Origin of the sequence: Ralstonia sp. 22086 (assembly GCF_052045975.1) — a bacterium.
Taxonomy (GTDB): domain Bacteria; phylum Pseudomonadota; class Gammaproteobacteria; order Burkholderiales; family Burkholderiaceae; genus Ralstonia; species Ralstonia wenshanensis.
Genome location: NZ_JBQEPZ010000007.1, coordinates 73,736 through 99,171 on the forward strand (window position 1 = coordinate 73,736; position 25,436 = coordinate 99,171).

The window sequence follows — 25,436 nt, forward strand, 5'->3', positions numbered from 1 at the left end:
CCGGTCCTCCGTCAGGCTGCTGCGCGACTTGCCGCGATCTGCTCGGCAGCGGCAAGCGCTGCCGAGGTCATGATGTCCAGGTTGCCCGCGTACGACGGCAGGTAATGCGCGGCGCCTTCCACCTCCAGGAAGACACTCACCTTCAAACCTGCACGGCGGTCATTCGCGTGCAGTGCCAACGGACTGTCAGCGGTGTAGCGGTCAAACTGGACAGCCTGTTTGAGCCGATAGCCCGGTACGTAGCTGGCGACGGCCGCCACCATAGCTTCGATCGAATCTGCAATGGCGGCGGTGTCTGCATCTTCGTCGGTGAGGCAATAGACGGTGTCGCGCATCATCAACGGTGGCTCCGCCGGGTTCAACACGATGATGGCCTTGCCGCGTGCCGCACCGCCCACGGTTTCGATGGCCTTCGAAGTCGTCTCCGTGAACTCGTCGATATTGGCGCGCGTACCGGGGCCGGCAGAACGGCTCGCGATGGAAGCAACAATCTCCGCATAGTGCACAGGAGCAACCCGCGAGACCGCAGCCACGATGGGAATCGTCGCCTGGCCGCCGCACGTCACCATGTTCACATTGGGCGCTTCGACATGCTCGAACAAGTTCACCACCGGCACGACAAAGGGGCCGATAGCCGCGGGCGTCAAGTCGATTACCTGCACGCCATGCTGGCGCAGCACCTTTGCGTGGTGGGCGTGCGCACCGGCGGAGGTCGCATCAAACGCAATTCGGATATCGCCAAAGTTGGACATCGCGACCAGCCCCTCGATGCCGCCCGAGGTGGTGGGCACGCCAAGTCGAGCGGCGCGCGCCAGCCCGTCGGAATTGGGGTCGATGCCAACCATCGCGCCCATCTCCAGATGCTGACCGTGACGCAGCACCTTGATCATCAAATCGGTGCCGATATTGCCGGAGCCAATGATGGCGACGGCCTGCTTGGATTTGCCCTTCATTGCGCGGGAACCGGTTGGGTGGAAAAACAAGCGCTCACACTGCCGAGCCCTTCTATATGTGCGGTAAAGACGTCGCCGGGGGTGACAGCCACCATCGGCCCGAGTGCACCTGTGAGCACGATGTCGCCGGCCCGAAGCGGTGCACCCACACGGCTCATGGTGTCGGCCAGCCAGAGCGCGGCGTGCAGAGGGTTGCCCAGGCATGCTGCCCCTGCACCTACGCTCACTTGATCGCCGCGACGCTCCATCACCATGCCGCACTGGATGGCGTCGAACGCATCGAGCTTGACCGGGCGGTTGCCGACGACAAACAAACCGCTGGACGCGTTGTCGGCCACGGTGTCGGTCAGGCGGATGTCCCAGTTGGCGATACGGCTGCCGACGATCTCGATGGCGGGCAGCGCGTAGGCCGTCGCGCGAATCAGATCGACAATGGTGTGGCGCTCGTGCGGCAGATCGTGCTCCAGCACAAGCGCGATCTCGGCCTCCACTTTCGGTTGCAGCGTCCGAGACAAGGCAATCTCTTCGCCATCGGCAATCGCCATGTCGTCGAACAGCATGCCGAAGTCGGGTTGATCGACGCCCAGTTGAGCCTGCACCGCCTTGGATGTCAGTCCAATTTTGCGGCCGACCAAGCGCCGGCCACTGGCAAGCTTGCGCTCCGTGTTGACGCGCTGTACGGCATACGCCGCTTCCAGCGCATCGCCGCCAAGCGCGACAATCGCGTCACGCACGGGCGCGCGTGGGATGCGGTCCTGCTCGGCTTGCCACAGTTGATGCGCCAACGCGATAGCCGCGTTCATGTCGATGGTGCTCATGCGACCCTCACGCAGACGTTGGTCAACTCGGAGTAGAAATCGAGCGAATGCCGCCCGCCCTCACGGCCAATGCCGGAGAGCTTTGCGCCGCCGAACGGCGTACGTAGGTCGCGCACGAACCAGGCGTTGATCCACACGATGCCCGTTTCGATCTGCTTGGCGACGCGATGGCCGCGTGCGAGCTGAGTGGTCCATATGCTGGCGGCCAGGCCATAGGCGCTGTCGTTGACGCGGCGGATCACATCGTCCTCTGCGTCAAACGGGGCGATGTGGCACACCGGTCCGAAGATTTCCTCCTTCACGCTGCGAGCCGTGTCTGGCAGGCCGGTCCAGATGGTCGGCTGCACAAAGGCTCCGTCGTCTCGGGCGTCGCCAAACTGCGGTACGCCACCACCCGTGACGACCGTCGCACCCTCTTCCACAGCCAAGCGGAAGTAGGACAGCACCTTCTCCCGATGGCCGCGCGAGATGAGCGGCCCCATAGTGGTGGCCGGGTCGTCCGGTGCGCCGACACACAACTGCTCTGTACGCTCTTTCAGCGCTGCAACAAAGCGATCGAAGATCGGTCGTTCGACATACACGCGCTCGCTGCACAGGCACACCTGCCCAGCATTGGTGAAGCTCGATTTGACGACGCCCTCCACCGCGGCGTCGAAATCCGCATCGGCAAACACCACCGCGGCGTTCTTGCCGCCCAGCTCGAACGAGATCTCTTTCACACCGTCGGCGACGGTCTTCATGATCGTGCTCCCGGTGCGCGATTCACCGGTGAAGGTAATGGCGCTGATGTCCGGATGACGCGTGAGGAACTCCCCTGCGGCGTTCGGGCCATGACCATGGATCAGGTTGAACACGCCCGGCGGTAAGCCCACTTCGTGTATGACCTCCGCCAGCAGCGTGGCTGAACCCGGCGTCTCTTCCGACGGCTTGGCGACCACGCAGTTGCCCATGGCCAGCGCAGGCGCAACCTTCCACGTAAAGAGCAGCAGCGGCAGGTTCCACGGCGAGATAATGCCGATCACGCCCAGCGGCTTGCGTCGCACGTAGTTGATGTACTCGCTGCCGTCGGGCGTATGCGTCTCGAAGAACTCGCTATTGGCCGTGCGGATCAGGTCAGCAAACGTGCGAAAGTTGGCGATGCCGCGTGCCACGTCCAGCGTGCGAGCCTGCGTGAATGGGCGGCCGGTGTCGGCCACCTCCGCGGCAACAAATTCTTCGAAGCGCGCTTGGATGCCGTCGGCAATGCGGTGCAACCAACTGGCGCGCTGGGCGGGGGTGGTGTCGCGCCAGCCCGTGAGTTGAGCGGTGCGTGCGGCGCGCACGGCCCGGTCAACGGCAGCTGCATCGGCCTCGCACACCTGTGCGACCAGCGTGCCGTCGACAGGGCTGACATCGGCAAACGTGGTGGCGGTGGCCACGAACTCACCATCGATGTAGTGGCGTAAAAGCCGCGGTGCGCGCGCGGCGTCAGCCGGTTCCTGGTTCACAACGTCTCCTGCTCTTGTTGAAGTGTTGGCAGGAGTCTAGGGACGCGCGGCAAAGAAGAACAATGAAACATTCGGCGCTGAGTATCCCAAACCGGAATACCAGCGCACGCCTTGTCCCGCTTGGGCTTCAGGCAAATTTTCCGGCGTCGGGTGTGGTGGCTTGCGCGGCTTCCCGCAGACATTCGATAAAGACCCCGCACGCTGCGCTCTGCTCCTTGTTCGAGCGCACCGAGAATCCCACGGTGCCAAACGCGGCCGTTTCCGGCAGGTCAAGAATGCACACCAACCCCGCATCGGCAAACTGCCGGGCCGCCACTCGCGGCATCAGCGCAATGCGTGGCGTCTCCAGCAGCAGGCCGATGTTGGTCAACAGCGAGAGCGATTCGACGATATCGGTCGGCAGCGGCAGGCCCGCGGAGCGGAACAGATGCTCCGCCGCCAACCGCGCCGGGGAGTCTGGGGTCGGCAGAATCCAGGGCGAATCCGCAAGCTCCGACAGATGCGCTACGCGCTCCGGCAAAGCGCCATAGCCCTTGCCCACCACCGCGCACAGCGATTCATCGAACAGCGCTTCGTGCGTCAACGGAAACGCACTGGCGATCGGCAGTTCCCGCTCGGGCAAGCGGCCAACGACAATGTCCAGATCGCCTGTCGCCAAGGCCGGAAACAGATGCGCCGTCGTCCCTTCGCGCACGGTAACAAGCACGTTGGGCGTACGCGCCTTCACCATGGCAATGGCACGCGGCAGCAGCCGCGCCGATGCCGAGATCAACGTACCGACGATCACATGTCCGCTGGTGCCGAGCCGGAAATCATTCAGCTCATCGGTCATGTAGCGCAACTCGGCCATGAGCGACTTCACGCGCCGGCCGAGCATGAGCCCCAGCTCCGTTGGCACGACACCGCGGTTGGAGCGCGAGAACAACGCGCCGTCAAAGCACGATTCCAATTCGTGGATGACCTTCGTCACGGCGGGCTGCGTCAGCCGCATCTCGTTGGCGGCACGCACGACCGAGCGCGTCTCCAGCACGCGCTCGAAAATCATCAGTTGATTCAGTTTCAGCCGGCGGATCAGAGAGATCTCGCTGAGCGGATTGGCTTGCATGTCTGTTGTCATTCAGGGCGGGCGATGCACGATCGTAGCAGTCGCCCGCCCCGTTCAGAACCCACAATCAGGTCAGAACACTCCCATCATGCGAGACAGTTCCGAGACGTATTCGCCGTAGCGGGGGTCGCGCTTGATTTCGTCCGGTTGCCGCGGGCGAGGCAGGTCGATCTTCACGTCGTGCTGGACGCGACCGGGGCGTGGCGACATCACCAGCACGCGGTCGGACAGGAACACCGCCTCGTGAATGCTGTGCGTGACCAGCAGCACCGTCAGCGTGCTCTGCTGCCAGATGCGCAGCAGCTCAACGTTGAGCTTGTCGCGCGTGAGGGCATCCAACGCGCCGAACGGCTCGTCCATCAACATCACACGCGGTTCGAGCAACAAAATCTGGCCGATGGCCGCACGCTGACGCATGCCGCCCGACAGCTCGTGCGGGTAGCGATCGACAAACTGCGTGAGTCCCAGCGTATCGAGCAGGCCCGGCAGGCGCGCCTCGGTCTTCACGCTCGGGAGGTTGCGCAGCTTGGCGCCCAGACGGATGTTGTCGCCCACTGTGAGCCACGGCAGCATGTTGCTGGTCTGGAAGACCACACCGATCTCTGGGACTGGCGCTGCAATCGACTTGCCGTCGACGCGGATCTCACCCGCATCACAAGGCACCAGCCCCGACACCATGCGCAGCAGCGTGCTCTTGCCGCAGCCGCTGGGCCCCAGGATGGAGACGAACTCGCGCTGTCGCACCTGCATCGAGACGTCCTCAAGCGCATTGAATGCCGCGGCACCGCCGCGTGCCGCAAATCGCTTGCCCACGTTGTCGACATCGATCATCACCCGGGCCGTCATGTCCTGCGCTGCGGGGATGGCAGCGGCGATCACTGCGGTTTCGCGCGGCACTGCGCGCGACAGATTGACGATTGCCATCAGACCGTGACTCCTCTCCACCAGACAGCACGCGAGACCCAATCGACGGCGGCGTAGAACACCATCGCCAGCGCCGTCACCATCAGGATGGCCGCAAAGCACAGCGGCGTTTGCGCATTCGACGTTGCGAACACGATCAGATGCCCCAGCCCAGATTCCGAACCAATGAACTCGCCCACGATGGCGCCGATCACCGCCAACGGCATGGCGATCTTCAGACCGTCCATCAGCGCCGGCATGGCGGCAGGCAGACGCAAGTGCCAGAACGTCCGCGAGGCCGATGCGCCAAGCGCACGGAAGTGCTCGCCCAAATTCTGCGGCACGCCCGCCAGGCCGCCCATCGTGGCAACCACGATCGGGAAGAAGGCAAACAGCACCGCAGCGGCCAGCTTGGAGGCAAACCCATAGCCAAACCAGACGATCAACAGCGGCGCCAGCGCGATCTTCGGCATGCTCTGCAAAGCCGTCACGAGCGGAAACAGCGTGCGCCGGGCGATGGCCGAAGTGCTGGCCAGAAGCCCGAGCCCGAGCCCACTCACCAGCGCAAGCATGAAGCCCGCAAACACTTCGCCCGCAGTGGTAACGGTGTCGCTCAGCAACTGCGCGCGCATCTCCCAACCGGCCGAAAGCACGGACGACAACGACGGCCACACATACTCGGGCGCGCCGCTCCAGCGCACGCCAAATTCCCACACCAGCGCGACGACCATCCAGAACGCGGCGGTTTCCAGCGCACGCTTCATGACTTGTCTCCGGGGGCATCCGTGTCAACAGATTCGCCCTTGGGTGCGGCGGCGCCCGACTTCTGCGCCACGAGATGCGGCGGCGGCGGCACGACAAAGCGCTCGAAGCGGTACTGATCGAACGATTCGATGCTGCGCTCCCACACCTGGGCTTCGCGCGGGTCGCGTTCGCCAATCTGTTCCATGTTGCAGTAGACCTCCACGTTGTTGCCGTCCGGGTCTTTGAAGACGAGGAAATAGTTGTCGCCCGGACCGTGGCGGCCGATGCCGCGCACGATCTCCACGCCGTGCTCCTGCAGCACCTTGACCGAGCGTTCCATCTCCTCAACGCTGTCGATCAGGTAAGAGAAATGCTCCAGCCCGGGGCGCGAGTAGCGCGGCAAGTCGTTGAAGTCGGGCGAATCCTTCGGCAGCTGAGACAGCGCCAGGTCATGGTGGTCAGAACCCGCGCGCAGGAAGACCATCTGATCGCCAATCCAGTCCGACACCTTCAGGCCCAGCACTTCCGTATAGAACTTGGCCGAGCGCTGAATGTCCCGCACCATCAAAACCATGTGTCCGAGCCGCTTGGGACGCAAGCTGTTCATTTGTCTCACTCCAATGTGCCCGTACGTGGCGGGCGGGTTGGGCGGTAGCCCCGAATTCAATAGACGCTCAATCAACGAAGCGGTTGGTGTACAGGTCAGCTGGCTTGACCTTGCCACCCAGGTCAAACGCACGCGACAGGAAATCGACGGTCGTGTTGATGCGTTCGGGGCGCAGCCAGCCGAGTTTGTGCTTGTCTGGTTCGTCCGAGATCAGACTGTTGGTTTCGGCAATCTGCTGCTGCAGGATGGCGCGATCGAGCAGCGGCTGCTGCGCGACGATCGCCTCCACGGCAGCCTTGGGCTGGTCGCGCATGAACGCGTAGCCGCGGTACGTCGCTTCGACAAACCGCTTGACCACATCCGGATGCTGCGCGATGTAGCGTTCGGTCGTGACAATACCGCTGCCCATCATGTCGAGGCCGAAATCGCGGTAGAACACCTTGCCGAGCTTCTGCCCCGCGCGCTGCGCAAACGCCTGTTGCACAGCCAGGCTGGCGCCCTCCCAGCATTCAGACAGATCGATACGCTTTTGCAGCAGCGCGGTGTTGATCACCGCAGGATCCAGCCGCACCAGCTTGATGGCGTCGGGCGCCATGCCGTTCTGCTTCAGCCAGGCCGGCACGATGTTCTGCACCGCCGATGCCCCGCCCCCGCCCAGCGTCATGCCGGCCAGATCCTTGAGCGAGGTCACCTTGAAACCTGGCCGCTCCACGTAGCACATGGCGCCCGGCCACCGCGTGTTGATCGCGCCCACCATCACCGTGTTGCCGCCGTGGGCGCGGTTCAGGGTCACGCTCACGGGGTCGCCGTAACCGAACTCGAACAGCCCAGCGTCGACTTCGTTCACGGTGCGCTGGCCGCCATAGCCACGCATGACCGTCACGTCCAGACCTGCCGCCTTGTAATAGCCCTTGGCCTGCGCAACCAGGATGCCGCCCGTGCTGCCCTGCGGCAGCCACGCCAGATTGACGCGCACGGCATCTGCCGCATGCGCTACCGAGAACATCCCCGCCCCCAGGGCTGCCGCGCACAGCAGCCCGCGCGCCAGGGCACTCAACCGTTCCAGCATGTCTCCTCCGTCAAGATGGGTGTGACCGGACTGTGATCCGTGCGCGAAGTGCGTTATCCCTGCACCAGCGGATTCTCGATCGAACCGATCCCGTCGATAGAGGCCACCATCACATCGCCGGGCTTCAGGTAGATGCCGCGGCCCATGCCAACGCCCGTCGGTGTGCCGGTGGCGATTACATCGCCGGGCTGCAGCGTCAGGATCGACGACAGGTAATGGATCTGCTCGGCCACGCTGAAGATCATCTCCGACGTGTTGCCGTCCTGCATGGTCTCGCCATTGACCGTCAGCCGCATGCGCAGGTTCTGCGGCTCAGCAATACACGAACGGGGCACAAGCCATGGCCCCAGCGGCCCGAAGGTATCGAAACTCTTGCCGCGAAACCAGTCGTGTTTGAACGGATAGTCCGTACGGCGGTTCAGATCGCGCGCGCTCACGTCGTTCAGCACGGTGTAGCCGGCTACGTAGTCCAGGGCGTCTTCAATGGCAATCTGGCGACCCGGCTTGCCGATCACCACGGCCAGTTCCACCTCCCAGTCAACCCGCTCCGCCTGCGGCGGGATGCGCACCTCGGCAAGCGTCGGCACCACGCTGGTCTCGGCCTTCATGAACATGTAGGGCGTGCTTTCCTCGCGCGGGGCCAGCTCGGTGCCCATCTCGCGGGCATGCTCGTAATAGTTGGAGGCGGCGGCGAAGATGCGGCGCGGTGTGAACGGCACGCGCAGCCGGTAGCCGGTGAGCGGCTTGGCGGCAATGGTGCCCTCGGCAATAGCGCGCGCCGCCGCCTCGAACTGCTGCAACGCAGTTGCGCCGCTCCTGTCCCAGTCCCGGACGAGGACATCGACGTCGATGGGCGTTGTGTCTCCCGTGGCCTCCTTCAACACGGTCTGCATGTCATACAGCGCGTCGCCCACGCTCAACCCAGCAGCAACGCGGCCATTCATTTCATAGCTTGCAATCCCAAAACTGATCACTTGTGTCCTCACTGTCGTGATGAGTGAATTTTCTGTGTATACCTATACCAATCTATGTATCCACCATGTAACTAGCGTATACTCCCATTCCAGAAAAACCGGCGGACCATGGAGTTCTCCCGTGGCCAGTCGGCACTGCAAATACAGCGTGCGATGCGTCGCATCGGGTTGCCCTGGGGGGCGGCTGGCGCATAATGCGACGCACGTCTGCGTAGACCACCGTTGCGCCCAACCCCACCGCTGACACGATGACGACGCTCTCTTCCAAAATCTATCGACTGCTGTGTGACGAGATCATCGACGGCACGCTCGAACCCGGTCAGAAGCTCGAAGAAGCGGCGCTGGCCGAGCGCTTCAATGCGTCGCGCACGCCCATCCGCGAGGCTCTGCGCGAGCTGGCCGTCCGTGGGCTGGTCGAACTCACACCGCGCAAGGGCGTGGTGGTCGCGCAATTCAGCATCGAAGAACTTGCCGACATGCTCGAAGCCATGTGCGAGCTGGAAGCCCTGTGCTGCCGCCTGAGCGCCCAGCGCATGAGCGTGGTTGAGAAGAAGCAGCTCGAAGTGCTGGAGAGCGACATGAACGAGGCCATCGCGCGCGGCGATGAAGCGCTCTACTTCGAACTCAACCGTGAATTCCACGAGCTGATCTGCAAGGGTGCGCAGAGCAAATCGCTGGCGTCGATCGTTGCGGTGCAGCGCCAGCGGCTGGCTGGTTTCCGCGCGGCGCAACCGGCATCGCCCACACGTTTTGAAGCTGCCACCGACGAGCACCGCGAGATCGTCTCCGCCATCCTCAGCGCCGATCCGGAGCGCGCCTACAACGCAATGCGAGACCACACTGCGCGGCTGTCGATCGTTGTGCTCGGCCGCCTGAAGAAGCAGCACGGCAACCGCGCGAGCGCCTAAGGCGGCATCCAACTGGCTCATGCCGTCACCGGCTCGACCAGCGGCATCGAGAACCCCTGCTCATCGAGCTGCGCCAGCAGCACCCTCGCCTGATCTGCGCTGAACGCCGTCAAGGGCGGGCGCACGCGGCTCCAGTCTTCGTGTTGCATGTGATGGGCCACCACGGCCTTGAGCGCCGGGATCATCGGCAGCGCCTGCACAATGGTGCGCAATGCTGTCACCTTCGCTTCCCAGGTCGCTTGCTCTTCGGCCGTCGTAGCAGCAAGCAGGCGGGCGATCGCATGCGGCTGCAGGTTGGCCGTGGCCGAAATGCAACCGGCCGCGCCCAGCGGCAGCGCCTTGCCGAGCAGCGCTTCGGACGCCGGAAATACGGCAAATCCGGGAAAGCACTTGAGCATCGCCTCGGTATTCGCCCAATCACCTGAGCTGTCCTTGATGCCGACCACCGTGTTCGGATAGGCGGCAACCAACCGCTCGATCAGCGCGTGCGAAATCGGCACGCCCGTGAACTGCGGGATGTGATACAGCAGCACGCGCAACGCGTCCGAGCCAACGGCCTGAATGACCTCGGAGTAATACGCGAACAGACCGTCGTCGCTTACGCCTTGGTAGTAGAACGGCGGCAGCATCAGCACGCCGGCGCAATGACCAGCCACTGCATGACGTGTTAACTCGATTGCTTCCGTCAATGCGCAGGCGCCGGTACCGGGCAGAAGTTGCGCCGGGTCGATGTCGGCGGCAAACACAGCGTCGAGCATGGCGCGGCGCTCGGCCAAGCTCAGGGAATTCGCCTCGCTATTGGTGCCGAACACAGCGAGCCCTGCACCCTGCGAGACCAGCCAGCGGCAAAACGCGACAAAGCGCGGCGTGTCGACCCCAAGGTCTGTGCGGAACGGCGTGACAACGGGCACGAACACGCGTGGCTTGCCAAATGCGGACATGCAGATCTCCTAAGGGGATGAACGAAGCGGAACGGCAGCCGTCAGGCGCGGAAGAAATCGAGCATCGCGTTGCCGAGCAGCGTCTCGCCGGAATCGAAATGCGCGACCACCGAGGTGTGGTTGTGCCGCAGCATCTGCACAAAGCGCGGCGCCGGCACAGGGCGGCCGGTGCGTTGGCGTGCCTGTGCTACGCGCTCGAAGAACGCCGCCCCATAGGCATCGAGATACGGGTTCTCGAATTCGGCCACGACCACCATCAGCGGTACGTCGACGTGGTGTGCATGGGTGAGCGGTGAGCGCTGTGCGTACAGCGAGGTGTCATGCCCGAAGTACGCGCGTACGCCGGCGGCGTTCGGGTTGTCGGGCAGTACGTCAGCAGCCACCCGGGCGCTGATCAGCACCGCGCCTGCCACGGGCGTTGTGCGCCGCGCGGCCAATGCCGGATCGGCGAGATATGTGGCGACATGCGCGCCACCGGCCGAATGGCCCACCAGAAACACGCGCTCCGAATTGCCGCCGAGTTCTGCGACATGCGTTCGCACCCAGTCGAGCGCGGCAGCCACGTCCTCCGCCCCGGCGGGGTACGGCGCGTCTGGCGCAAGTCGGTATTCCACGTTGACGGCCACGCACCCTTGCCGCGCAAACCAGCGCAATACGTTGTCGTAAATCAGCCCATTGAAGCTCTTGCTGCCGCGCAGGAACGCACCGCCGTGCACGAACACCACCACATCGGCGTGGCCAGCCAAACGCGTTGCGGTATGAACAAACACATCGAGACGCTGCCGCTCATGCGGGCCGTACGGCACATCACGCCGGACTTCACGTCCATCGGCCGCGTCATTGGCGGCGGCGGCCACCAGCGGCGTGTATGCGTTGATCACCAGATCGCGATGCGCATTGATGTCGCGCCCCCAAACCGCGCCAATCTGCGCGAAGCGCTGCCTCAGCTCGGCGGAAAGATTACCCAGCGGTTCCTGCAAAACCTGCATCCACAGCCTCCGGCATAACACTCGAAAACCAGGTTCGAGACGAAGCGCACTGGCGCCAACCCCATCGGGTGGCGACTGGAAGCTATTCTGGTATATAAATTCGTTTTTGTGTATACACAACTAGTAAGTAGTATACCTAGTGAAGAATGCGGAGAACTTAAGTCACAGTCGAGCCACCTTCCATCACGGCGCACGCCGCCAAGCTTTGAGGACGTTCATGGACAAACTCCGCCACATCGCGCTTTCGGTTGAAGACCCGGAAGCCGCTGCCCAGTTTTTTGAGAAGGCCTTCGGTATGCGCCGTGCCGGCAACGCCATGCGCGGCATCTACATGACGGACGGCACGATGAATGTCGCGTTGCTCAACTTCAAAGACGAAACCGTGCCCGGTTACGCTGGGCTGAAAGACGTGCGCGGCGTGATCCACTTCGGCATGTGGGTCGACAGCGTGGAAGACACTGCCGCGCGCGTGGTCGCGGCAGGCGGCACTTACCTGACGGGCCGCCACGAAAAAGACCCGAACGTGTTCTATGAGGTGAAGTACCGCATGCCGGACGGAACAGTCTTCGACATCACGGAAAACGGCTGGAAAGGCGCGGTAAAGGAAGTGGCGCCCTCGCAGTCATGAGCGCCCTGGCGCCGCCCGCGGTGCTTGCGTTGATTGCATTGCCGGAATCGACCGTCGATGCGCTGCGCAGCCAGTACGCGTTGCACTACTGCCCAGACGGCATGCCGCCCGATGCGCCGTGTACCGAGACGATCCGGGCTATTGTCACCAATGGCTCGACGGGGTTGTCTGATGCCCAGATGGCGCAGTTGCCTGCGTTGGAAATCATCTGCGCTTTCGGCGCAGGTTACGAGAGCGTTGACGTTGCGGCTGCTGCGCGGCGCGGCATTGTCGTGACGCATGCACCGGGCACCAATGCAGAAACGGTTGCCGATCACGCTTTCGGCATGTTGCTGGCATTGGCGCGCGGCTATGCGCCGCTCACCGCTGCCGTACTCCACGGGCGGTGGCAGCAGTCTCGCCAAGCTCGGCCTACGTTGACGGGAGCCTCGCTCGGCATTGTCGGCATGGGCCGCATCGGCCGGTTGATTGCCGGTCGCGCACAGGGCTTTGCGATGAAGATCGGCTATCACGGCCGCCACGCGCAAGCCGACGCGCCGGGCCGCTATTACACCAGCCCTGCCGCTTTGGCCGCCGCAAGCGATTTCCTTGTCGTCGCATGCAATGGCGGCCCCGAGACATGGCACCTGATCGATCGCCCGGTCTTGCAGGCGCTCGGCAGCTCGGGCTATGTCGTCAACGTATCGCGCGGCTCGGTGCTCGACACGCGGGCGCTGCTCGACGCGCTGGATGCGGGCGAGATTGCCGGCGCGGGGCTCGACGTCATCGAGAACGAGCCCGACGTGCCGACCGAGCTGTTCCGCCATCGCGATGTCCTGATCACGCCGCATATGGCTGGACGCTCGCCCGCATCCTGGCTCGCACAGCGGGATGCGTTGCTCACCAGCCTGTCGCAGCACTTCGCGCGCACGCGCGTGCAACTGGCGGTGCCCACCGCCTGACCCCGCGGCGCGGCCAGCGCAAGTTGCCCCCGCCTTCCTGCCCACTCCCAAACTTCTGGGGGATCTACATGCACGTTCGCTCATTGCCGGCGCTGGCCCTTTGCATGGCCGGCCTGTCGGTCTCTCACTGCGCCTGGGCGCAGACCTCTGTGACGCTGTACGGCCTGGTTGGACTCGACATGGCGAGTTCCAAACGCAGCGGGGGGCCACCCGCAACGCTCATGCAGCAAGCCCCCGGTCTTACCGCGCCCTACTGGGGCATCAAGACCACTGAAGACCTGGGCGGGGGCACCCGTGCCATCGCCGTGCTGGAGAGCTTTTTCCAGCCCGACACCGGCGGCATGGGCCGCACCTCAGCCGACCCGTTCTGGGGCCGCAACAGCTACGTCGGTCTGGAAGGCAGTTTCGGCAAGCTGACGTTCGGGCGGCACACCAATCTGATGTATCTCGGTGAGCAAACCCTCAACCCGTTCCAGGCGTCGATCTTGTTCTCGCCGCTGGTGATGCAAACGTTCGTCGCCTCATATGGCGGAGCCATCGCAGGCGACACGGTCTGGAACGACGGCATCCAGTACAGCAGCCCCAACCTGAATGGCCTCAAGGCTACGGCCGTGTATGCATTGGGCGGAAAACCTGGCGCGCCGGGCATTTACAACACTGCTGCATCGCTGCACTACACGTCGGGGGCGTTCACCGCCGTCGCGACCGTGCAACGCAACCGGATCGTTGCAGGAGCCGCCGCCCCGAGCCAGGATGCCTACCTGGCCGGTGCCGCCTACGACTTCACCTGGTTGAAGGTGTACGGCGCCATCCAGGGCACGCGCACGAACGCCACGGACATCGGTTCGCATACCTGTGAAGTCGGTGCTTCCGTGCCGCTGACCGCGCAGTTGTCGCTGTTGGGCGAATGGGCAAACACACGCCGCACGGCGCCACGCGGCGTAGCCACGACGCGCAACACGGCGGCAGCGGGGCTCGATTACGCCTTCTCCAAGCGCACCGATGTCTATGCCGTCAGCGTCTACGACCGGCAAAGCGGCGGCGCAACGGCCATGACCTATGCCATCGGCATCCGGCATCTGTTCTGACGCGCACTGGCTATCCGGGTCTACCCGCTATAACCAAATCAGCGTTTTGTATAAAAAAATAAAGCTCTAAATCCAAATGATTCCGTACGTATAATTTTTTTAGTCTGTGTATACATGAAAGCATCAACACAGACAGGAAGGGCGTTAGAGCCGGCTACGCAAGCGACGAGCAGACAAAGCGATCTGCCGCTGCGCAAGCCGCCCTCCCTGCAGCAAACACACAAAAACTCGGAGACCCAATGAAAAGGAACCTCATCGCCGCCGGCGCCCTGCTGTGCGTTTGTGCCACCGCGCAGGCAGACTCGCGCGTCTGGCTGTCCGGATACGTCGATCTGAACATCTCGCACCTGATTTCTTCGGGCAACGGCACCACCACGCGCATGTCGAGTGGCGGCTTGAACAACTCGCGCTTCAACATCAGCGGGGTTGAGGATCTGGGGGACGGCAATCGAGCCGTGTTCACGATCGAGCCGATGTTCTCGGCCGATGACGGCAAGCAGGCGACGCAGTTTCGCCAATCCTTTGTGGGTCTGAAGAGCGACAAACTGGGCGAGATCACGCTGGGCCGCCAGTTCACGCCGTCGTACTGGATTGCCGGCTATGCCGACCCGAGCTGGGCGGCCGATTTCAGCATGGTCAACAACATGGAGTTCTTCTACGCGTCGTACCGCGTAGACAATGCCATCCAGTACAAGACGCCGAGCTTCTTTGGTTTCACGGGCCGCGCGATGTACGCCACGGGCCTGGAAGACACTACCCGCGCAGGGCGCTTCCTGAGTACAAGCCTGGAATACCGCAGCGGCCCCCTGTTCCTGGGTGCCGTGAGCGAGCTGCAATACACGCGCGACATCTTCAACAGCAGCCGCATCAACTCGTCGCGCGACAACTATTTCTCTGCGGTTTACAAGATCGGCGGCTTCGAGCCCACGGCCATCTTCCACACGTACAACGGTTATTACGCCTACCCGCCGTACGTTGCGTTCAACTCGCGCGGGTGGGACGCGCAACTCGGCGCGCGCTGGAACATCGACGGCCGCAGCCGCGTCTATGCAAGCGCTGTCTACCGCCACGACGACAACAACACGAAAGTCTCCAACGCCGTGGGCTTCGTGGCGGGCTACATCTACGGGCTATCCAAGCGGACCGACCTGTATGCAACCGTCGCGCACATCAAGCTGAAGAACAACGTGTCGGTCCCGTACCCGGTGACGTGGCAGGCCTACCCGAACGCCGGCCAAAGTCCCACCGGCTTCCAGATCGGCATCCGCCACGCATTCTGATTCGTCTTCATTCCAAGGAGAAACCCCATGCTTCGATCGCGACATCCGCGTCTGAAAGCAGCCCTGACACAGGGCGCAACGCTCGCGTTCATTCTGGCCACGGCATCATCGCAAGTGATGGCGTCGGGCGCCGCGCCTACGGCCGAGGCAGCACCCAGCCAGGCAGCGGCCGCAGCACCTTCGGGCACGCCTGGCACGCCCGACGTGAAAGACCTATTCCTGGCCGGCTGGCTGCGCCTGACGCCAGACCGCAAACCTTCACCGCTCAAGGCGGGTGTCGACTACGGCATGGACCCGGCGACCGGCAAGTTCATCTGGCCGAAGGCCACGCCGGAAGTCCATGAAGGCAAGCACTTCCCTGGCGAGATGACCTCGTGGGACAAGAAGAGCTACGCCAAGAACGTCAAGGTTTTGGCGTTCTATCCGGGTGTCGGCTCGCCCTTTCATGCGTGGAACAACATCGTCGACTTTCAGGGCAAGCGTTACCTGTACATCCACGACCGCGACTACCTGCGCATCATGGACGTGACGGATCCGGCCAACGGCAAGGTCGTTTTCTCCAAGGGTGGCGTGTGGGGTCCGAAGGGTTCGAGCGAGAAATACGACCCGAACACCGTGCAGGACTACCTGGGCGGCGCCACTATCGCGTGGAGCAAGAAGCTCGGCAAGCCGGTGCTCGTCGCGTCCTTCGAGATCGGCCGCTATGGCCTCATGACGGAAAAGATCGACCAGCCGGAGAAAGTGGCTGCACAGCGCAATTACAACTCGCTCAAGGGCTTCAAGGTATTCGAGATGGACGGGCCGCTGCCGGACCAATGGAAGCTGATCGCGACCCGGACGACCGACTACCAGCATCCCAGCGCACCGATCGGCCAGCAGCAGGGCTCCGGTTCGCTGGACGCACCTGAATACTATGGCGGCAAATACATGATCCTGTCGTCCGCGCCGGACGACAGCTATGCGCTGACCGAGTACCCGAACTATCTGTACTCGCCGGGCTACCAGGTGTGGGACATGTCCGACCCGGCGGACCCGAAGTTCGTCTCGCAAATTGCGGTGCCGGGCCAAATCCTCGGCAATCCTGAACACGAACAGGCGTATCTGATGAATCCGCGCGCCGGCAACCGCACGTCATGGATGGGTTCACGGAACCCGATCTTCCTGCCCAAGCCATTGGAAGCGGGCGGCAAAATCGGCTTTGGCGCGATGGGCGGCCTCGGGCTGTATTCGTTCGATTTGTCCGACCCGGCCAATCCGAAGATGCTCAGCAACGTGAACACACCGCCCAGTTTTGCCGGCACGGAGTACGACAACGCCGACGTGAGCCAGTACGCGCGCACGGGCTACGTGTTCACCAATGGCTATCCGATGAACCGCGATTGCTATGAACCGTACAAAGACATCTTCGTGGTCGATGCGCGCGACCCGAAGCACCTGAAGATCGCGACCAAGCTGCCCGAGCCCGAGATTCCGCCGGGCGCGCCATTCACGAGCTTCTGCCAGCGCGGAGGCAACTATGGCCCGAAGCGTGCCAATGCCATCGGCCAGCCCGGCGGTTGGAAGCAAGGCATCGTTCCGTACTCGTTCTACAACGCGGGCGTGCAGATCTATGACGTGAAAGACCCGGCACATCCGTCCATCGCAGGCTACTTCATCCCCGCGCTTGCGGATCAGACACAGCTCCCTTCGTACACGCTGGGCAAGGGTGTTTTCGCGATCTACACCGAGTACGACCGCAACATCATCTGGGCTTTTACGGAGGATGGCGCCTACGCACTGTCGACACCACTGCTGGGCGAGCCTGTGATGGGTGCTCCTGCCAAGCCGTGGCCGCATCGCTAGTTGGCCTGTCGCCCCAGGCGCCCGCCTGCACGGTATCGCAGCGGGCGCCAGCACCAGAACAAGCAGAACCCATGACATTGAAGAAATCGGCAGTGCTTTCCATGTTTGCGGCGTTGTCCGGCATGCTGGTTGTGCCCGGGCACGCCGCGCCTTCTTCCAGCGAAGAGACGTGCCGCGCGTGCCACACGATGGACACGACCAAAATCGGCCCGCCCTTTCGATCGATTGCAGAGCGCTACAAAAACGATCCGGAAGCGGTTGCCAAACTGCAGAAGAGCATGCTGGAAGGCAGCAGCGGCAAATGGGGCGCCGGCACCATGCCGCCGAACGCGATCACGCCGGAAGAGGCTGACCGGTTCGCGCATTGGATCATGCAGCTCAAGCCGCTTGCCGCAAGGTAATTGGCAGCTAGACCTTCCCAGCGCGAAAGCACCCGGCTTCGTGGTCATCGACCATGCCGGTGGCCTGCATGAAGGCGTAGCAGATGGTCGGGCCGACAAACTTGAAACCGAGCTTGACCAGCGCCTTGCTCATCGCCTTGGAAGCGTCGGTTGCGGCGGGGGCATCACGGTAGCTGTCCCAACGGTTGACGATGGTCTTGCCATCGACAAACGACCACAGGAATGCATCGAGCGAACCCATTTCTTCCTGAAGCTCCAGCACCTTGCGCGCGTTGATGACGGCGCCTTCAACCTTGGCGCGATTGCGCACGATGCCCGGATCAGCGAGCAACTTTTCGATGCGCGCCGGCGTGAAGCGCGCCACACGTGCGGCATCAAACCCCTCGAACACTTCCTGGTAGCGCGCCCGCTTGCGCAGGATGGTTTGCCATGACAGCCCCGCCTGCGCCCCTTCCAGGATCAGCATCTCGTAAAGGTGGCGATCATCGTGCGAGGGCACGCCCCACTCGGTGTCGTGGTACGCGATCATCTGCGGGTCTTCGCCCGCCCAGCAGCAGCGCGCCATCTCTTGTCTCCTAGATCCAGCCCGATTTGCGCAGCTTGCGATACAGCCACACGCAAGCGGTGGCCGTGCACGCCAGCACGATGGGATACCCCGCCGGATGCTCCAGCTCCGGCATGCCCTTGAAGTTCATGCCGTAGTTGCTGAACACCACGGTCGGAATTGCCAGAATAGCGCCCCACCCCGCCAGGCGCTTCACAATGTCGTTCTGCGTGACTGACACCAGCGCCACGTTCACGGAGATGGCCGTGGTCAGCATTTCGCGAATCACATCGAGTGCGCCGACCGCGCGGTGCGCATGATCGGCTATATCGCGAAAATACGCGCGCAGCTCTTTGGGCACCACGTCTTCGTGCAGGCGCACGAGCTGACCGGCGATGTCTTCCACCGGCAGCGCAGCATTGCGCAGGCGCAGAAGCTGGCGCTTGAGCGTATAGAGCCGCTCGATGGCTGCGCGGTCGAACGTGTCGCCAAAGATCTGGCTTTCGATGTGCTCGAACTCTTCCTGCAGGCGTTCCAGCACGGGCTGATAGTTGTCGACCACAAAGTCCATCACCGCATACAGCGCAAACGGTGCGCCTTTGGCCAGCAGTTGTGGCGTGCGCTCGCAGCGCTCGCGCACCGGCGAGTACGACGCTGACGGCCCATGCCGCACCGAAACAAGAAAGTCCCGACCGACAAAGAGGTGCGTCTCACCAAAGACGACGTTGCCGTTTTCCATCTGCGCGGTGTTCAGTACGATGAAGAGCACGTCGCCGTAGACCTCCAACTTGGGCCGCTGGTGCGCGTTGCGGGCGTCTTCAATGGCGAGATCGTGCAGACCGAACTCCTCCTGCACGAGGTCGAGCATCGCGTTGTCGGGCTCATGCAGGCCCAGCCAGACAAACGAGCCCGGCGTGTGCAGCACGTCGCTGATGGCCTCGACGGACAGGTCACGCTCGCGCTTGCCGTTTCGATACAGCGCGCTGTTGATCACCATGGACATGGTTGTCTCCGGAACACATTCGGCGCGCATTAACGGTCTGCGGGGCGATCTGCGGTCTTGATATCGGATGCGGTGGAGGCCGCGGCGGCCAGCGCCGGCACTTCGGCCAGGCGCGTTTCGATTTGCGCCAGCGCTTCGGACAGCGCGTGAACGAGATCGTCCGGCAGCCCGTCGAGCGTGGCATTGATGAAGGCGATGCGGCGCGGCATGCATTCGAGCACGATGGCCAAGCCGGCGTCTGACAGCGACACGTTGGTCAGGCGGTTGTCGCGCGCATCGGTGGTGCGTTCAATCCAGCCGAGCTGCTCCAGCACCTTGAGCTGGCGGGTGAGCGCGCCGGGGTCCATCTGCAGGCGCTCGGCCAGCTGCTTCTGGGCCATGCCGCCGCCGGTGTTGTCGTGCAGCGCCAGCAGGATGCGCCAGCGCGGCATCGGCTGGCCGACATGCGCCTCGAAGGCGGCCATGAACGCACGATAGGTGCGGCCGAACTGGTGCATGACGGCGAAGCGTTCGCGTTCAGAGGTCATCGATCAGGGCTGAGATTGCTGGGGAACCGCGCATCCTAACCGCTCCGGCGTGTCTCGCCTATTCCGTATGTTGCACGGGCTCGACATGATGCAGCACCACGGGCGGCACGCGGCGCACATACCAGAGGCCAACCAGCGCCACCACCGTCGCCACGATCAGGCCGATATGGATGGCACTCACCAGCACATGTCGCGCGGCTTCGAGCAGCGCCGCCCCATCGTGGCCGGCGGCATGCAACTGCGAGAGCAAGGCGGCTTGCGCGTCATGATCGATGAGAATTTCGGGATCGGCAAGCTGGCGCAGCCACTGCATCGCGCTGTCAGCGCTCAGTGCATTGGCTACGCCCGAGGCATAGCGCTCGCTCACCAACGTGCCAACTAGCGCCGTGCCCACCATGCCGCCCACCATGCGCAGCGATTGCAACAGCGCGGTGGCAATGCCCAGATGCGCACGGCCGGCCGTCTGCTGCGCAAACACGGTCAGATTGGGCAGCACGAAACCGAGGCCCAGACCGGCCAGCAGCATCAGCAAGGTGAGCACCGTATGTGGCATGCCCCGGGATGACACCGACATGCCCGCCACCGCCACGGTCAGCAGCGCAAAGCCGGCATACAGCATGGCGTTGGGCTTGGGAATGCGCGTGACAATGCGCCCGTTGATGATGCTGCCCAGCGTGATGCACACCACGAGCGGCGTGACCACCAGGCCGGCTTGCTGCGGCGACATGCCAAACCCGCCCTGGAACAGCAACGGCGCATAGAACAGCACCGCAAACATCGAAAAGCCCGACAGCAACGCCAGCATGAAGAGCGCAGCCAGCGCCGGATTGCGCAGCATGTCGAACGGCAGCAGCGGTTGTTCGGCACGCTGCTCCCACCACCACAGCGCCACGAACGCCGCAGCCGACAGCACCAGCCAACCGAAGAGCGGCAGCGATAGGCCATGCCGCGGCAGCCATTCCACGAACAACTGCAGGGCCCCAAGTGCCACCGTGATCAGCACCGCGCCCTGCCAGTCCAGCCGGATACGCCCGGTGTGCACGTTCTGGCGAAGATGCGGCAGGAAGCGCCAGGCAAACCACAGCCCCAGCACGCCGAATGGAATGTTCACGTAAAACACCGACCGCCAGCCGAACGCCTGCGTCATCCACCCGCCCAGCGTCGGGCCGATGGCGTTGGCAATACCAAACGACGCGCTCAGCATCACCTGCCAGCGCAAACGTACACGCGCATCGGGAAAGAGATCGGGAATGCACGCGTAAGCCGTGCCGACCAGCATGCCGCCGCCAATGCCCTGCAGCGCCCGCGACCACACCAGGAACGTCATGCTGCCCGCCATGCCGCACATGACCGACGCCAGCGTGAACACCACGATGGAGGCAATCACGAACGGCTTGCGGCCGTAGAAATCTCCCAGGCGCCCAAAGATCGGCACCGTCACAACGGAGGTCAGGAGATACGACGTCGCCACCCACGCGTACAGCTCAAAGCCCTTGAGTTCGGCCACCACGGTTGGCAACGCGGTGCCGACCACGGTCTGATCGAAGGCGACCAGAACGACGACGAAGCAGATGCCGATCATCGCCAAGAGCGATTCCTTGAACGGCAGAACCTGGGTATGGGAGTGGGGAAGCGCGGTGTGAACGGCCATGGCGAAGGAGCAGCAATACAAATGATACATCAACGATTGATGTGTCAACGATATTGTAGCGGGATCCGGGATGGCTTGCTGGATGGCTGATCGGAAAAAATAAAGCCTGTCGGATATAAATTAAGTCCGTCGAGGTCGCTTGTGGTTCGCATAGGCGCAGGCGCGCCAAGGCGGCTCTCCTTTTTCCTTACTGGCCATGCTCGGAGACCGCTGTACCCGTTTGTGCGATCTCCTTGGTGAGTTGCATCACCGTGCGGCTTGCAAGCGTCAGATCGCCATGACGCGACATCGCCAGCGCGATGTATCGATAGACCGTCGGGTCCACAACCTTGGCGGCTTGCAGCCGGCCTTCGCGCACGGCGTTGGCGATGGCGTAGGGCCCCAGCAGCGCGTACATGCCGCCGTCCTCGACGATGCGCGTCTGCAGGCTGAGGGAATCCGCTTCCACCACGACGTTCAGAGAGATGCCGCGTTGGGTCGCGAGGTGGTCGAGCCAATCGCGCCAACTGCTGGGCCGACAGAACGAAACCAACGGTAGACCGTTCACCGCCGCAAACGGCACGGTGGGCTCGGCCAGAAGCGGATCGCCGGGTCTGCCAACCAGGTATGTCGCGGCTTCGGTCAGATAGATGTCGCCGTGCTTGGGTGTCGGGCTGTGCCGGAACAACAGGGCAAGATCAACGCTGCCGTCTTCCAGCCATGTTTCCAACTGCGCGCCTTGACCTTCTCGCACGCTGAGTTGCACGAGCGGATAGCGCTCGCGCAAGCGGTAATACAGCGTGCTGACCAGAGGATGCGCCGTAGAGGGAATGATGCCCAGGCGTACGGTCCCGATCGGTTTGCCGGCGGAGCTTTGAATGTCATTGGCCAACTGCTCCGTGCCCGCCAGCCATGCCCGCACCTTCGGTGCGATGCGCTGACCCAGTTCCGTCAGCACAACGCCCCGGCCCGTCCGCTGAAACAACCGGCCGCCGGCTGCCTGCTCCAGCTCTGCAATCTGACGGCTGATATGGGGCTGCGTCGTGCCGTGCGCCAATGCCACCTTGCTGAGGCTGCCAAGCTCGGCGGCCTCGATGAACAGTTTCCAGCCCGCGTAATCCACGGTGTCCCCACGTTCTTGATATGTCAATTCAGTATATCTGAAATGCCGGAATTCACACTTCCGGCATGTCTTGTGTCTCCCTAGACTGCATCGCAAGCACGTTGACCACCCAGGCGTTCCAAGGCTTCGCCGGCGACGAGCGCTCCCCGGGCACAGGCATGACGCCCCCGGGAAGACCTATCGATCCACTCGTGAGGAGACTCCATGAAAGACATTGATCTGCGCGGCCTCGTACCCGCCCCCGTCACCCCGTTCACCCGCGATGGCGCTGTCGACCACGCGGCCATCCAGCGGCTAGGCAAGTGGCTCGGCAGCTTTGACGGCGTGAAGGGCCTGGTCGTGCTCGGACACGCCGGCGAAGGCACCTTCCTTTCACAGGATGAACAAATCGCCGTGATTGAAAGTTTCGTGAAGTCGGTCGACGGCAAGCTTCCCGTCATCGCCGGCATCACGCTCGAAGGTACGCAGGTGGCCGCGGCCGAGGCCAAACGCGCCGTCAAGGCCGGAGCCTCGGCTGGTCTGGTCTATCCGTCGCACGGCTGGCTGCGCTTCGGTTACCAAAAAGGTGCACCGCAGGACCGCTATCGCGCCATCTATGAGGAAAGTGGCCTACCGCTGATCCTCTTCCAGTATCCGGACGTGACCAAGGCAACGTACAACCTGGAAACACAGCTCGAGATTGCCGCGCAACCGGGCGTGTTCGCCATGAAGAACGGCGTACGCAACATGCGCCGCTGGGATACCGAAATTCCCGTGATCCGCCGCGAGAACCCCGATCTTCAGATCCTGACCTGTCACGATGAATACCTGCTGCACACCATGTTCGATGTAGACGGCGCACTGGTGGGATACGGCAACATCGCGCCCGAACTGCTGATCGAACTGATCGCAGCCGGCAAGGCCAAGGACTACCCTCGCGCGCGCGCCCTGCATGACAAGCTGTTGCCGATCACGAAGAACGTCTATCACCGTGGCTCGCACATGGAGGGCACCGTCGCGCTCAAGCACGCGCTCGTCGCACGGGGCATCCTTGAGCACGCCACTGTGCGCCCTCCGCTGCTGCCGCTGGAACCCGGCGCGGAGATCGACATTGCCAACGCGATGCGCTCGGCCGGGCTGACTGGCCCGGGTGCCGGTGTGGTGCAGCCTCTTGCCGCATAAGGCAAGCAGGCTGCCGGCAACGCCTTAAGGGCGTGCGCACACCATAAGCGGTACCTGTCCGGGCGTGATACAAGCGCTATCAAAGCGCCACGCCCGGCGCCACAGCCGACCAACGGCTGCCACCAGAACAACAAGATCATCGATGCAGGGCGCAACCAGCGGCCTCGCATCAGAACAATGACATCTGGAGACAACATGACCATCACCACGCCCGCCCTGGCACACCACGGCGTGCAGGAGAGCGCGCGCACAGCGTCGGCCGATTCCGGCTCGCGCGCCGCACAGCTTCTCTTTCGTATCGAGAACGTCCCCTTCAGTCGCTGGCACACGAAGGCCCGCATCATCATGGGCAGCGCCACGCTGTTCGACGCCTTTGACGCGCTATCGCTGGCCTTCGTCATGCCGGTGCTTGTGGGACTGTGGCACCTCTCACCGGGCGAGATCGGCGTGTTGATCGCCGCCGGTTATCTTGGCCAGGTGATCGGCGCGCTGGTGTTCGGCTGGCTGGCTGAGCGTCTGGGCCGAGTGCGAAGCGCCACCATCACGGTCGGGCTGATGTCGGTCATGAGTGTGGTGTGCGCGTTTGCCGGTAACTTTCAGATGCTGTTTCTGTGCCGGTTCCTGCAGGGCATCGGCGTTGGGGGTGAAGTGCCGGTGGCAGCGACTTACATCAACGAGCTGTCGCAAGCGCACGGGCGCGGACGCTTCTTCATCCTGTACGAACTGATCTTTCCGCTGGGGCTGCTGGCGGCGGCCCAGGTTGGCGCGTTCCTTGTGCCGCGCTTTGGCTGGGAATACATGTTTCTGGTCGGGGGCATCCCGGGCATTCTCGTGGCGCTGCTGATCATGCGCTTGCCGGAGTCGCCGCGCTGGCTGATCGGCAAGGGCCGCTTTGACGAAGCAGAACACGTGATCCGGGACATTGAAGCCAGTACGCCCCGCCGCAATCTCGACCCGCAACGCGACAGCACCGAAATCGATACGCGAGTCGCCACGCTGCTCGAGGGCATTCGCACACGTCGCAAGGGCTCATGGAAGGAACTGTTCTCGCCACTGTACCGTGGCCGGACCCTCGTCGTGTGGGTGCTGTGGGCCAGTTCCTACTTTGTTGCCAACGGCATCAATAATTGGCTTCCGAGCCTGTACAAGACTGTGTACCACCTGCCGCTGCAGGAATCTCTGCATATGGCGTCAGTCTCCAACGTCCTGAGCACCTGTGCAGTGCTGGTGTGCGCCCTCCTGGTGGATCGCGTCGGCCGTCGGCGCTGGGCCATGGCGTGCTTCCTGATCAGTGGTGCCTTGCTGGCAGCATTGGCGGCGATCGGTGCCGGCAGTGCGCTGTCCGTGATGATCCTGGCGTCTTCTGCCTACGCTGTGATGGGCACGACCACCGTACTGCTGTATCTCTACACGCCTGAAATCTATCCAACCCGCATGCGTGCTATCGGCACCGGGCTGGCGACGTCATGGTTGCGTGCCGCGTCGGCTGCTGCGCCGGCCATCGTCGGAGTGGTTCTCGCCGGCTACGGCATCGCGTCGGTGTTTGTCATGTTTGCGCTGGTGAACGTTATCGGCCTGCTGGCGGCCATGCGCATGATCGAGACCACCAACCGGGCGCTCGAAGACATCTCGCCCTAGGTATCGAGGCGCCGCCGCGCGCCATCCCCCTACCTTCCTGTATTGCCCCAAGAGGGTCGCCATGTGCGACCGCCTCTTGGCGGAGCGCACCCAAAAAACCATACAAAACCCCGTCGCGGTGCCACGCACGGG

At 63.2% G+C, this 25,436-nt stretch carries 25 protein-coding genes; 9 read left to right on the forward strand and 16 right to left on the reverse strand.

Annotated elements, in window-relative coordinates:
- Positions 1 to 11: 11 nt before the first annotated feature.
- From ACTJK6_RS24045 to ACTJK6_RS24085, 9 genes are all read right to left on the reverse strand, one after another.
- Positions 12 to 953, reverse strand: a complete 942-nt coding sequence (locus ACTJK6_RS24045; protein WP_414562484.1) for an acetaldehyde dehydrogenase (acetylating) — start codon at positions 951 to 953, stop codon at positions 12 to 14.
- On the reverse strand, positions 950 to 1,771 hold the full coding sequence (gene mhpD / locus ACTJK6_RS24050) for a 2-keto-4-pentenoate hydratase (protein WP_414562486.1): 822 nt from the start codon (positions 1,769 to 1,771) through the stop codon (positions 950 to 952). Before mhpD ends, ACTJK6_RS24045 begins: the two co-directional genes overlap by 4 nt.
- Entirely contained in the window at positions 1,768 to 3,258 is a 1,491-nt protein-coding gene (locus tag ACTJK6_RS24055; protein WP_440840332.1) for a 2-hydroxymuconic semialdehyde dehydrogenase, read from the reverse strand. The genes mhpD and ACTJK6_RS24055 overlap by 4 nt, the downstream gene beginning before the upstream one ends.
- 127 nt (positions 3,259 to 3,385) lie before the next feature.
- On the reverse strand, positions 3,386 to 4,363 hold the full coding sequence (locus tag ACTJK6_RS24060; protein WP_260804205.1) for a LysR family transcriptional regulator: 978 nt from the start codon (positions 4,361 to 4,363) through the stop codon (positions 3,386 to 3,388).
- Positions 4,364 to 4,435: 72 nt separating this feature from the next.
- Complete coding sequence (locus tag ACTJK6_RS24065; RefSeq protein ID WP_260804206.1) at positions 4,436 to 5,287, reverse strand: ABC transporter ATP-binding protein; 852 nt, start codon at positions 5,285 to 5,287, stop codon at positions 4,436 to 4,438.
- On the reverse strand, positions 5,287 to 6,030 hold the full coding sequence (locus ACTJK6_RS24070) for an ABC transporter permease (protein ID WP_440840333.1): 744 nt from the start codon (positions 6,028 to 6,030) through the stop codon (positions 5,287 to 5,289). The genes ACTJK6_RS24065 and ACTJK6_RS24070 overlap by 1 nt, the downstream gene beginning before the upstream one ends.
- Positions 6,027 to 6,617 (reverse strand): VOC family protein, encoded by a 591-nt coding sequence (locus ACTJK6_RS24075; RefSeq protein WP_260804208.1) that lies wholly within the window; start codon positions 6,615 to 6,617, stop codon positions 6,027 to 6,029. The genes ACTJK6_RS24070 and ACTJK6_RS24075 overlap by 4 nt, the downstream gene beginning before the upstream one ends.
- Before the next feature lie 67 nt (positions 6,618 to 6,684).
- Complete coding sequence (locus ACTJK6_RS24080; RefSeq protein ID WP_440840334.1) at positions 6,685 to 7,686, reverse strand: ABC transporter substrate-binding protein; 1,002 nt, start codon at positions 7,684 to 7,686, stop codon at positions 6,685 to 6,687.
- A gap of 53 nt (positions 7,687 to 7,739) precedes the next feature.
- Entirely contained in the window at positions 7,740 to 8,630 is an 891-nt protein-coding gene (locus ACTJK6_RS24085) for a fumarylacetoacetate hydrolase family protein (RefSeq protein WP_440477257.1), read from the reverse strand.
- Positions 8,631 to 8,908: 278 nt separating this feature from the next.
- Between ACTJK6_RS24085 and ACTJK6_RS24090 the strand changes: the two genes are divergently transcribed.
- Positions 8,909 to 9,568, forward strand: a complete 660-nt coding sequence (locus ACTJK6_RS24090) for a GntR family transcriptional regulator (protein ID WP_260804211.1) — start codon at positions 8,909 to 8,911, stop codon at positions 9,566 to 9,568.
- A gap of 17 nt (positions 9,569 to 9,585) precedes the next feature.
- On the opposite strand, the gene ACTJK6_RS24095 is transcribed toward ACTJK6_RS24090, so the two are convergent.
- Positions 9,586 to 10,509, reverse strand: a complete 924-nt coding sequence (locus ACTJK6_RS24095; protein ID WP_440840335.1) for a dihydrodipicolinate synthase family protein — start codon at positions 10,507 to 10,509, stop codon at positions 9,586 to 9,588.
- 41 nt (positions 10,510 to 10,550) lie between these two features.
- Complete coding sequence (locus tag ACTJK6_RS24100; protein ID WP_440840336.1) at positions 10,551 to 11,498, reverse strand: alpha/beta hydrolase; 948 nt, start codon at positions 11,496 to 11,498, stop codon at positions 10,551 to 10,553.
- A 217-nt stretch (positions 11,499 to 11,715) separates the two neighbouring features.
- On the opposite strand from ACTJK6_RS24100, the gene ACTJK6_RS24105 reads away from it, so the two are divergent.
- From ACTJK6_RS24105 to ACTJK6_RS24130, 6 genes are all read left to right on the forward strand, one after another.
- On the forward strand, positions 11,716 to 12,126 hold the full coding sequence (locus ACTJK6_RS24105; protein ID WP_092971247.1) for a VOC family protein: 411 nt from the start codon (positions 11,716 to 11,718) through the stop codon (positions 12,124 to 12,126).
- On the forward strand, positions 12,123 to 13,067 hold the full coding sequence (locus ACTJK6_RS24110; protein ID WP_440840337.1) for a 2-hydroxyacid dehydrogenase: 945 nt from the start codon (positions 12,123 to 12,125) through the stop codon (positions 13,065 to 13,067). Before ACTJK6_RS24105 ends, ACTJK6_RS24110 begins: the two co-directional genes overlap by 4 nt.
- A gap of 68 nt (positions 13,068 to 13,135) precedes the next feature.
- Complete coding sequence (locus tag ACTJK6_RS24115; protein ID WP_260804215.1) at positions 13,136 to 14,155, forward strand: porin; 1,020 nt, start codon at positions 13,136 to 13,138, stop codon at positions 14,153 to 14,155.
- A gap of 239 nt (positions 14,156 to 14,394) precedes the next feature.
- A complete protein-coding gene (locus ACTJK6_RS24120) occupies positions 14,395 to 15,435 on the forward strand; it encodes a porin (protein WP_253542424.1) in 1,041 nt (346 codons plus the stop codon).
- A 27-nt stretch (positions 15,436 to 15,462) separates the two neighbouring features.
- Positions 15,463 to 17,277: a hypothetical protein gene (locus tag ACTJK6_RS24125; RefSeq protein ID WP_440840338.1), complete on the forward strand. Its 1,815-nt coding sequence runs from the start codon at positions 15,463 to 15,465 to the stop codon at positions 17,275 to 17,277.
- A gap of 71 nt (positions 17,278 to 17,348) precedes the next feature.
- Positions 17,349 to 17,678: a c-type cytochrome gene (locus ACTJK6_RS24130; RefSeq protein ID WP_414562503.1), complete on the forward strand. Its 330-nt coding sequence runs from the start codon at positions 17,349 to 17,351 to the stop codon at positions 17,676 to 17,678.
- A 7-nt stretch (positions 17,679 to 17,685) separates the two neighbouring features.
- Here the strand turns inward: ACTJK6_RS24130 and ACTJK6_RS24135 are convergent, their stop codons facing one another.
- From ACTJK6_RS24135 to ACTJK6_RS24155, 5 genes are all read right to left on the reverse strand, one after another.
- On the reverse strand, positions 17,686 to 18,243 hold the full coding sequence (locus ACTJK6_RS24135) for a DNA-3-methyladenine glycosylase I (RefSeq protein WP_440840339.1): 558 nt from the start codon (positions 18,241 to 18,243) through the stop codon (positions 17,686 to 17,688).
- Positions 18,244 to 18,253: 10 nt separating this feature from the next.
- Positions 18,254 to 19,225: a magnesium and cobalt transport protein CorA gene (locus ACTJK6_RS24140; protein ID WP_232039268.1), complete on the reverse strand. Its 972-nt coding sequence runs from the start codon at positions 19,223 to 19,225 to the stop codon at positions 18,254 to 18,256.
- Positions 19,226 to 19,254: 29 nt separating this feature from the next.
- Positions 19,255 to 19,752, reverse strand: coding sequence for a MarR family winged helix-turn-helix transcriptional regulator (locus tag ACTJK6_RS24145; RefSeq protein ID WP_232039267.1), 498 nt, complete (start codon positions 19,750 to 19,752; stop codon positions 19,255 to 19,257).
- A gap of 58 nt (positions 19,753 to 19,810) precedes the next feature.
- A complete protein-coding gene (locus tag ACTJK6_RS24150) occupies positions 19,811 to 21,403 on the reverse strand; it encodes an MFS transporter (RefSeq protein ID WP_440840340.1) in 1,593 nt (530 codons plus the stop codon).
- Between the two features lie 187 nt (positions 21,404 to 21,590).
- Positions 21,591 to 22,505: a LysR family transcriptional regulator gene (locus ACTJK6_RS24155; protein ID WP_260804220.1), complete on the reverse strand. Its 915-nt coding sequence runs from the start codon at positions 22,503 to 22,505 to the stop codon at positions 21,591 to 21,593.
- 204 nt (positions 22,506 to 22,709) lie between these two features.
- Between ACTJK6_RS24155 and ACTJK6_RS24160 the strand changes: the two genes are divergently transcribed.
- Complete coding sequence (locus tag ACTJK6_RS24160) at positions 22,710 to 23,666, forward strand: dihydrodipicolinate synthase family protein (RefSeq protein WP_440840341.1); 957 nt, start codon at positions 22,710 to 22,712, stop codon at positions 23,664 to 23,666.
- A gap of 195 nt (positions 23,667 to 23,861) precedes the next feature.
- The gene (locus tag ACTJK6_RS24165; RefSeq protein WP_440840342.1) at positions 23,862 to 25,304 is read left to right on the forward strand and encodes an MFS transporter; all 1,443 of its coding nucleotides are present in this window, start codon (positions 23,862 to 23,864) and stop codon (positions 25,302 to 25,304) included.
- Positions 25,305 to 25,436 lie beyond the last annotated feature (132 nt).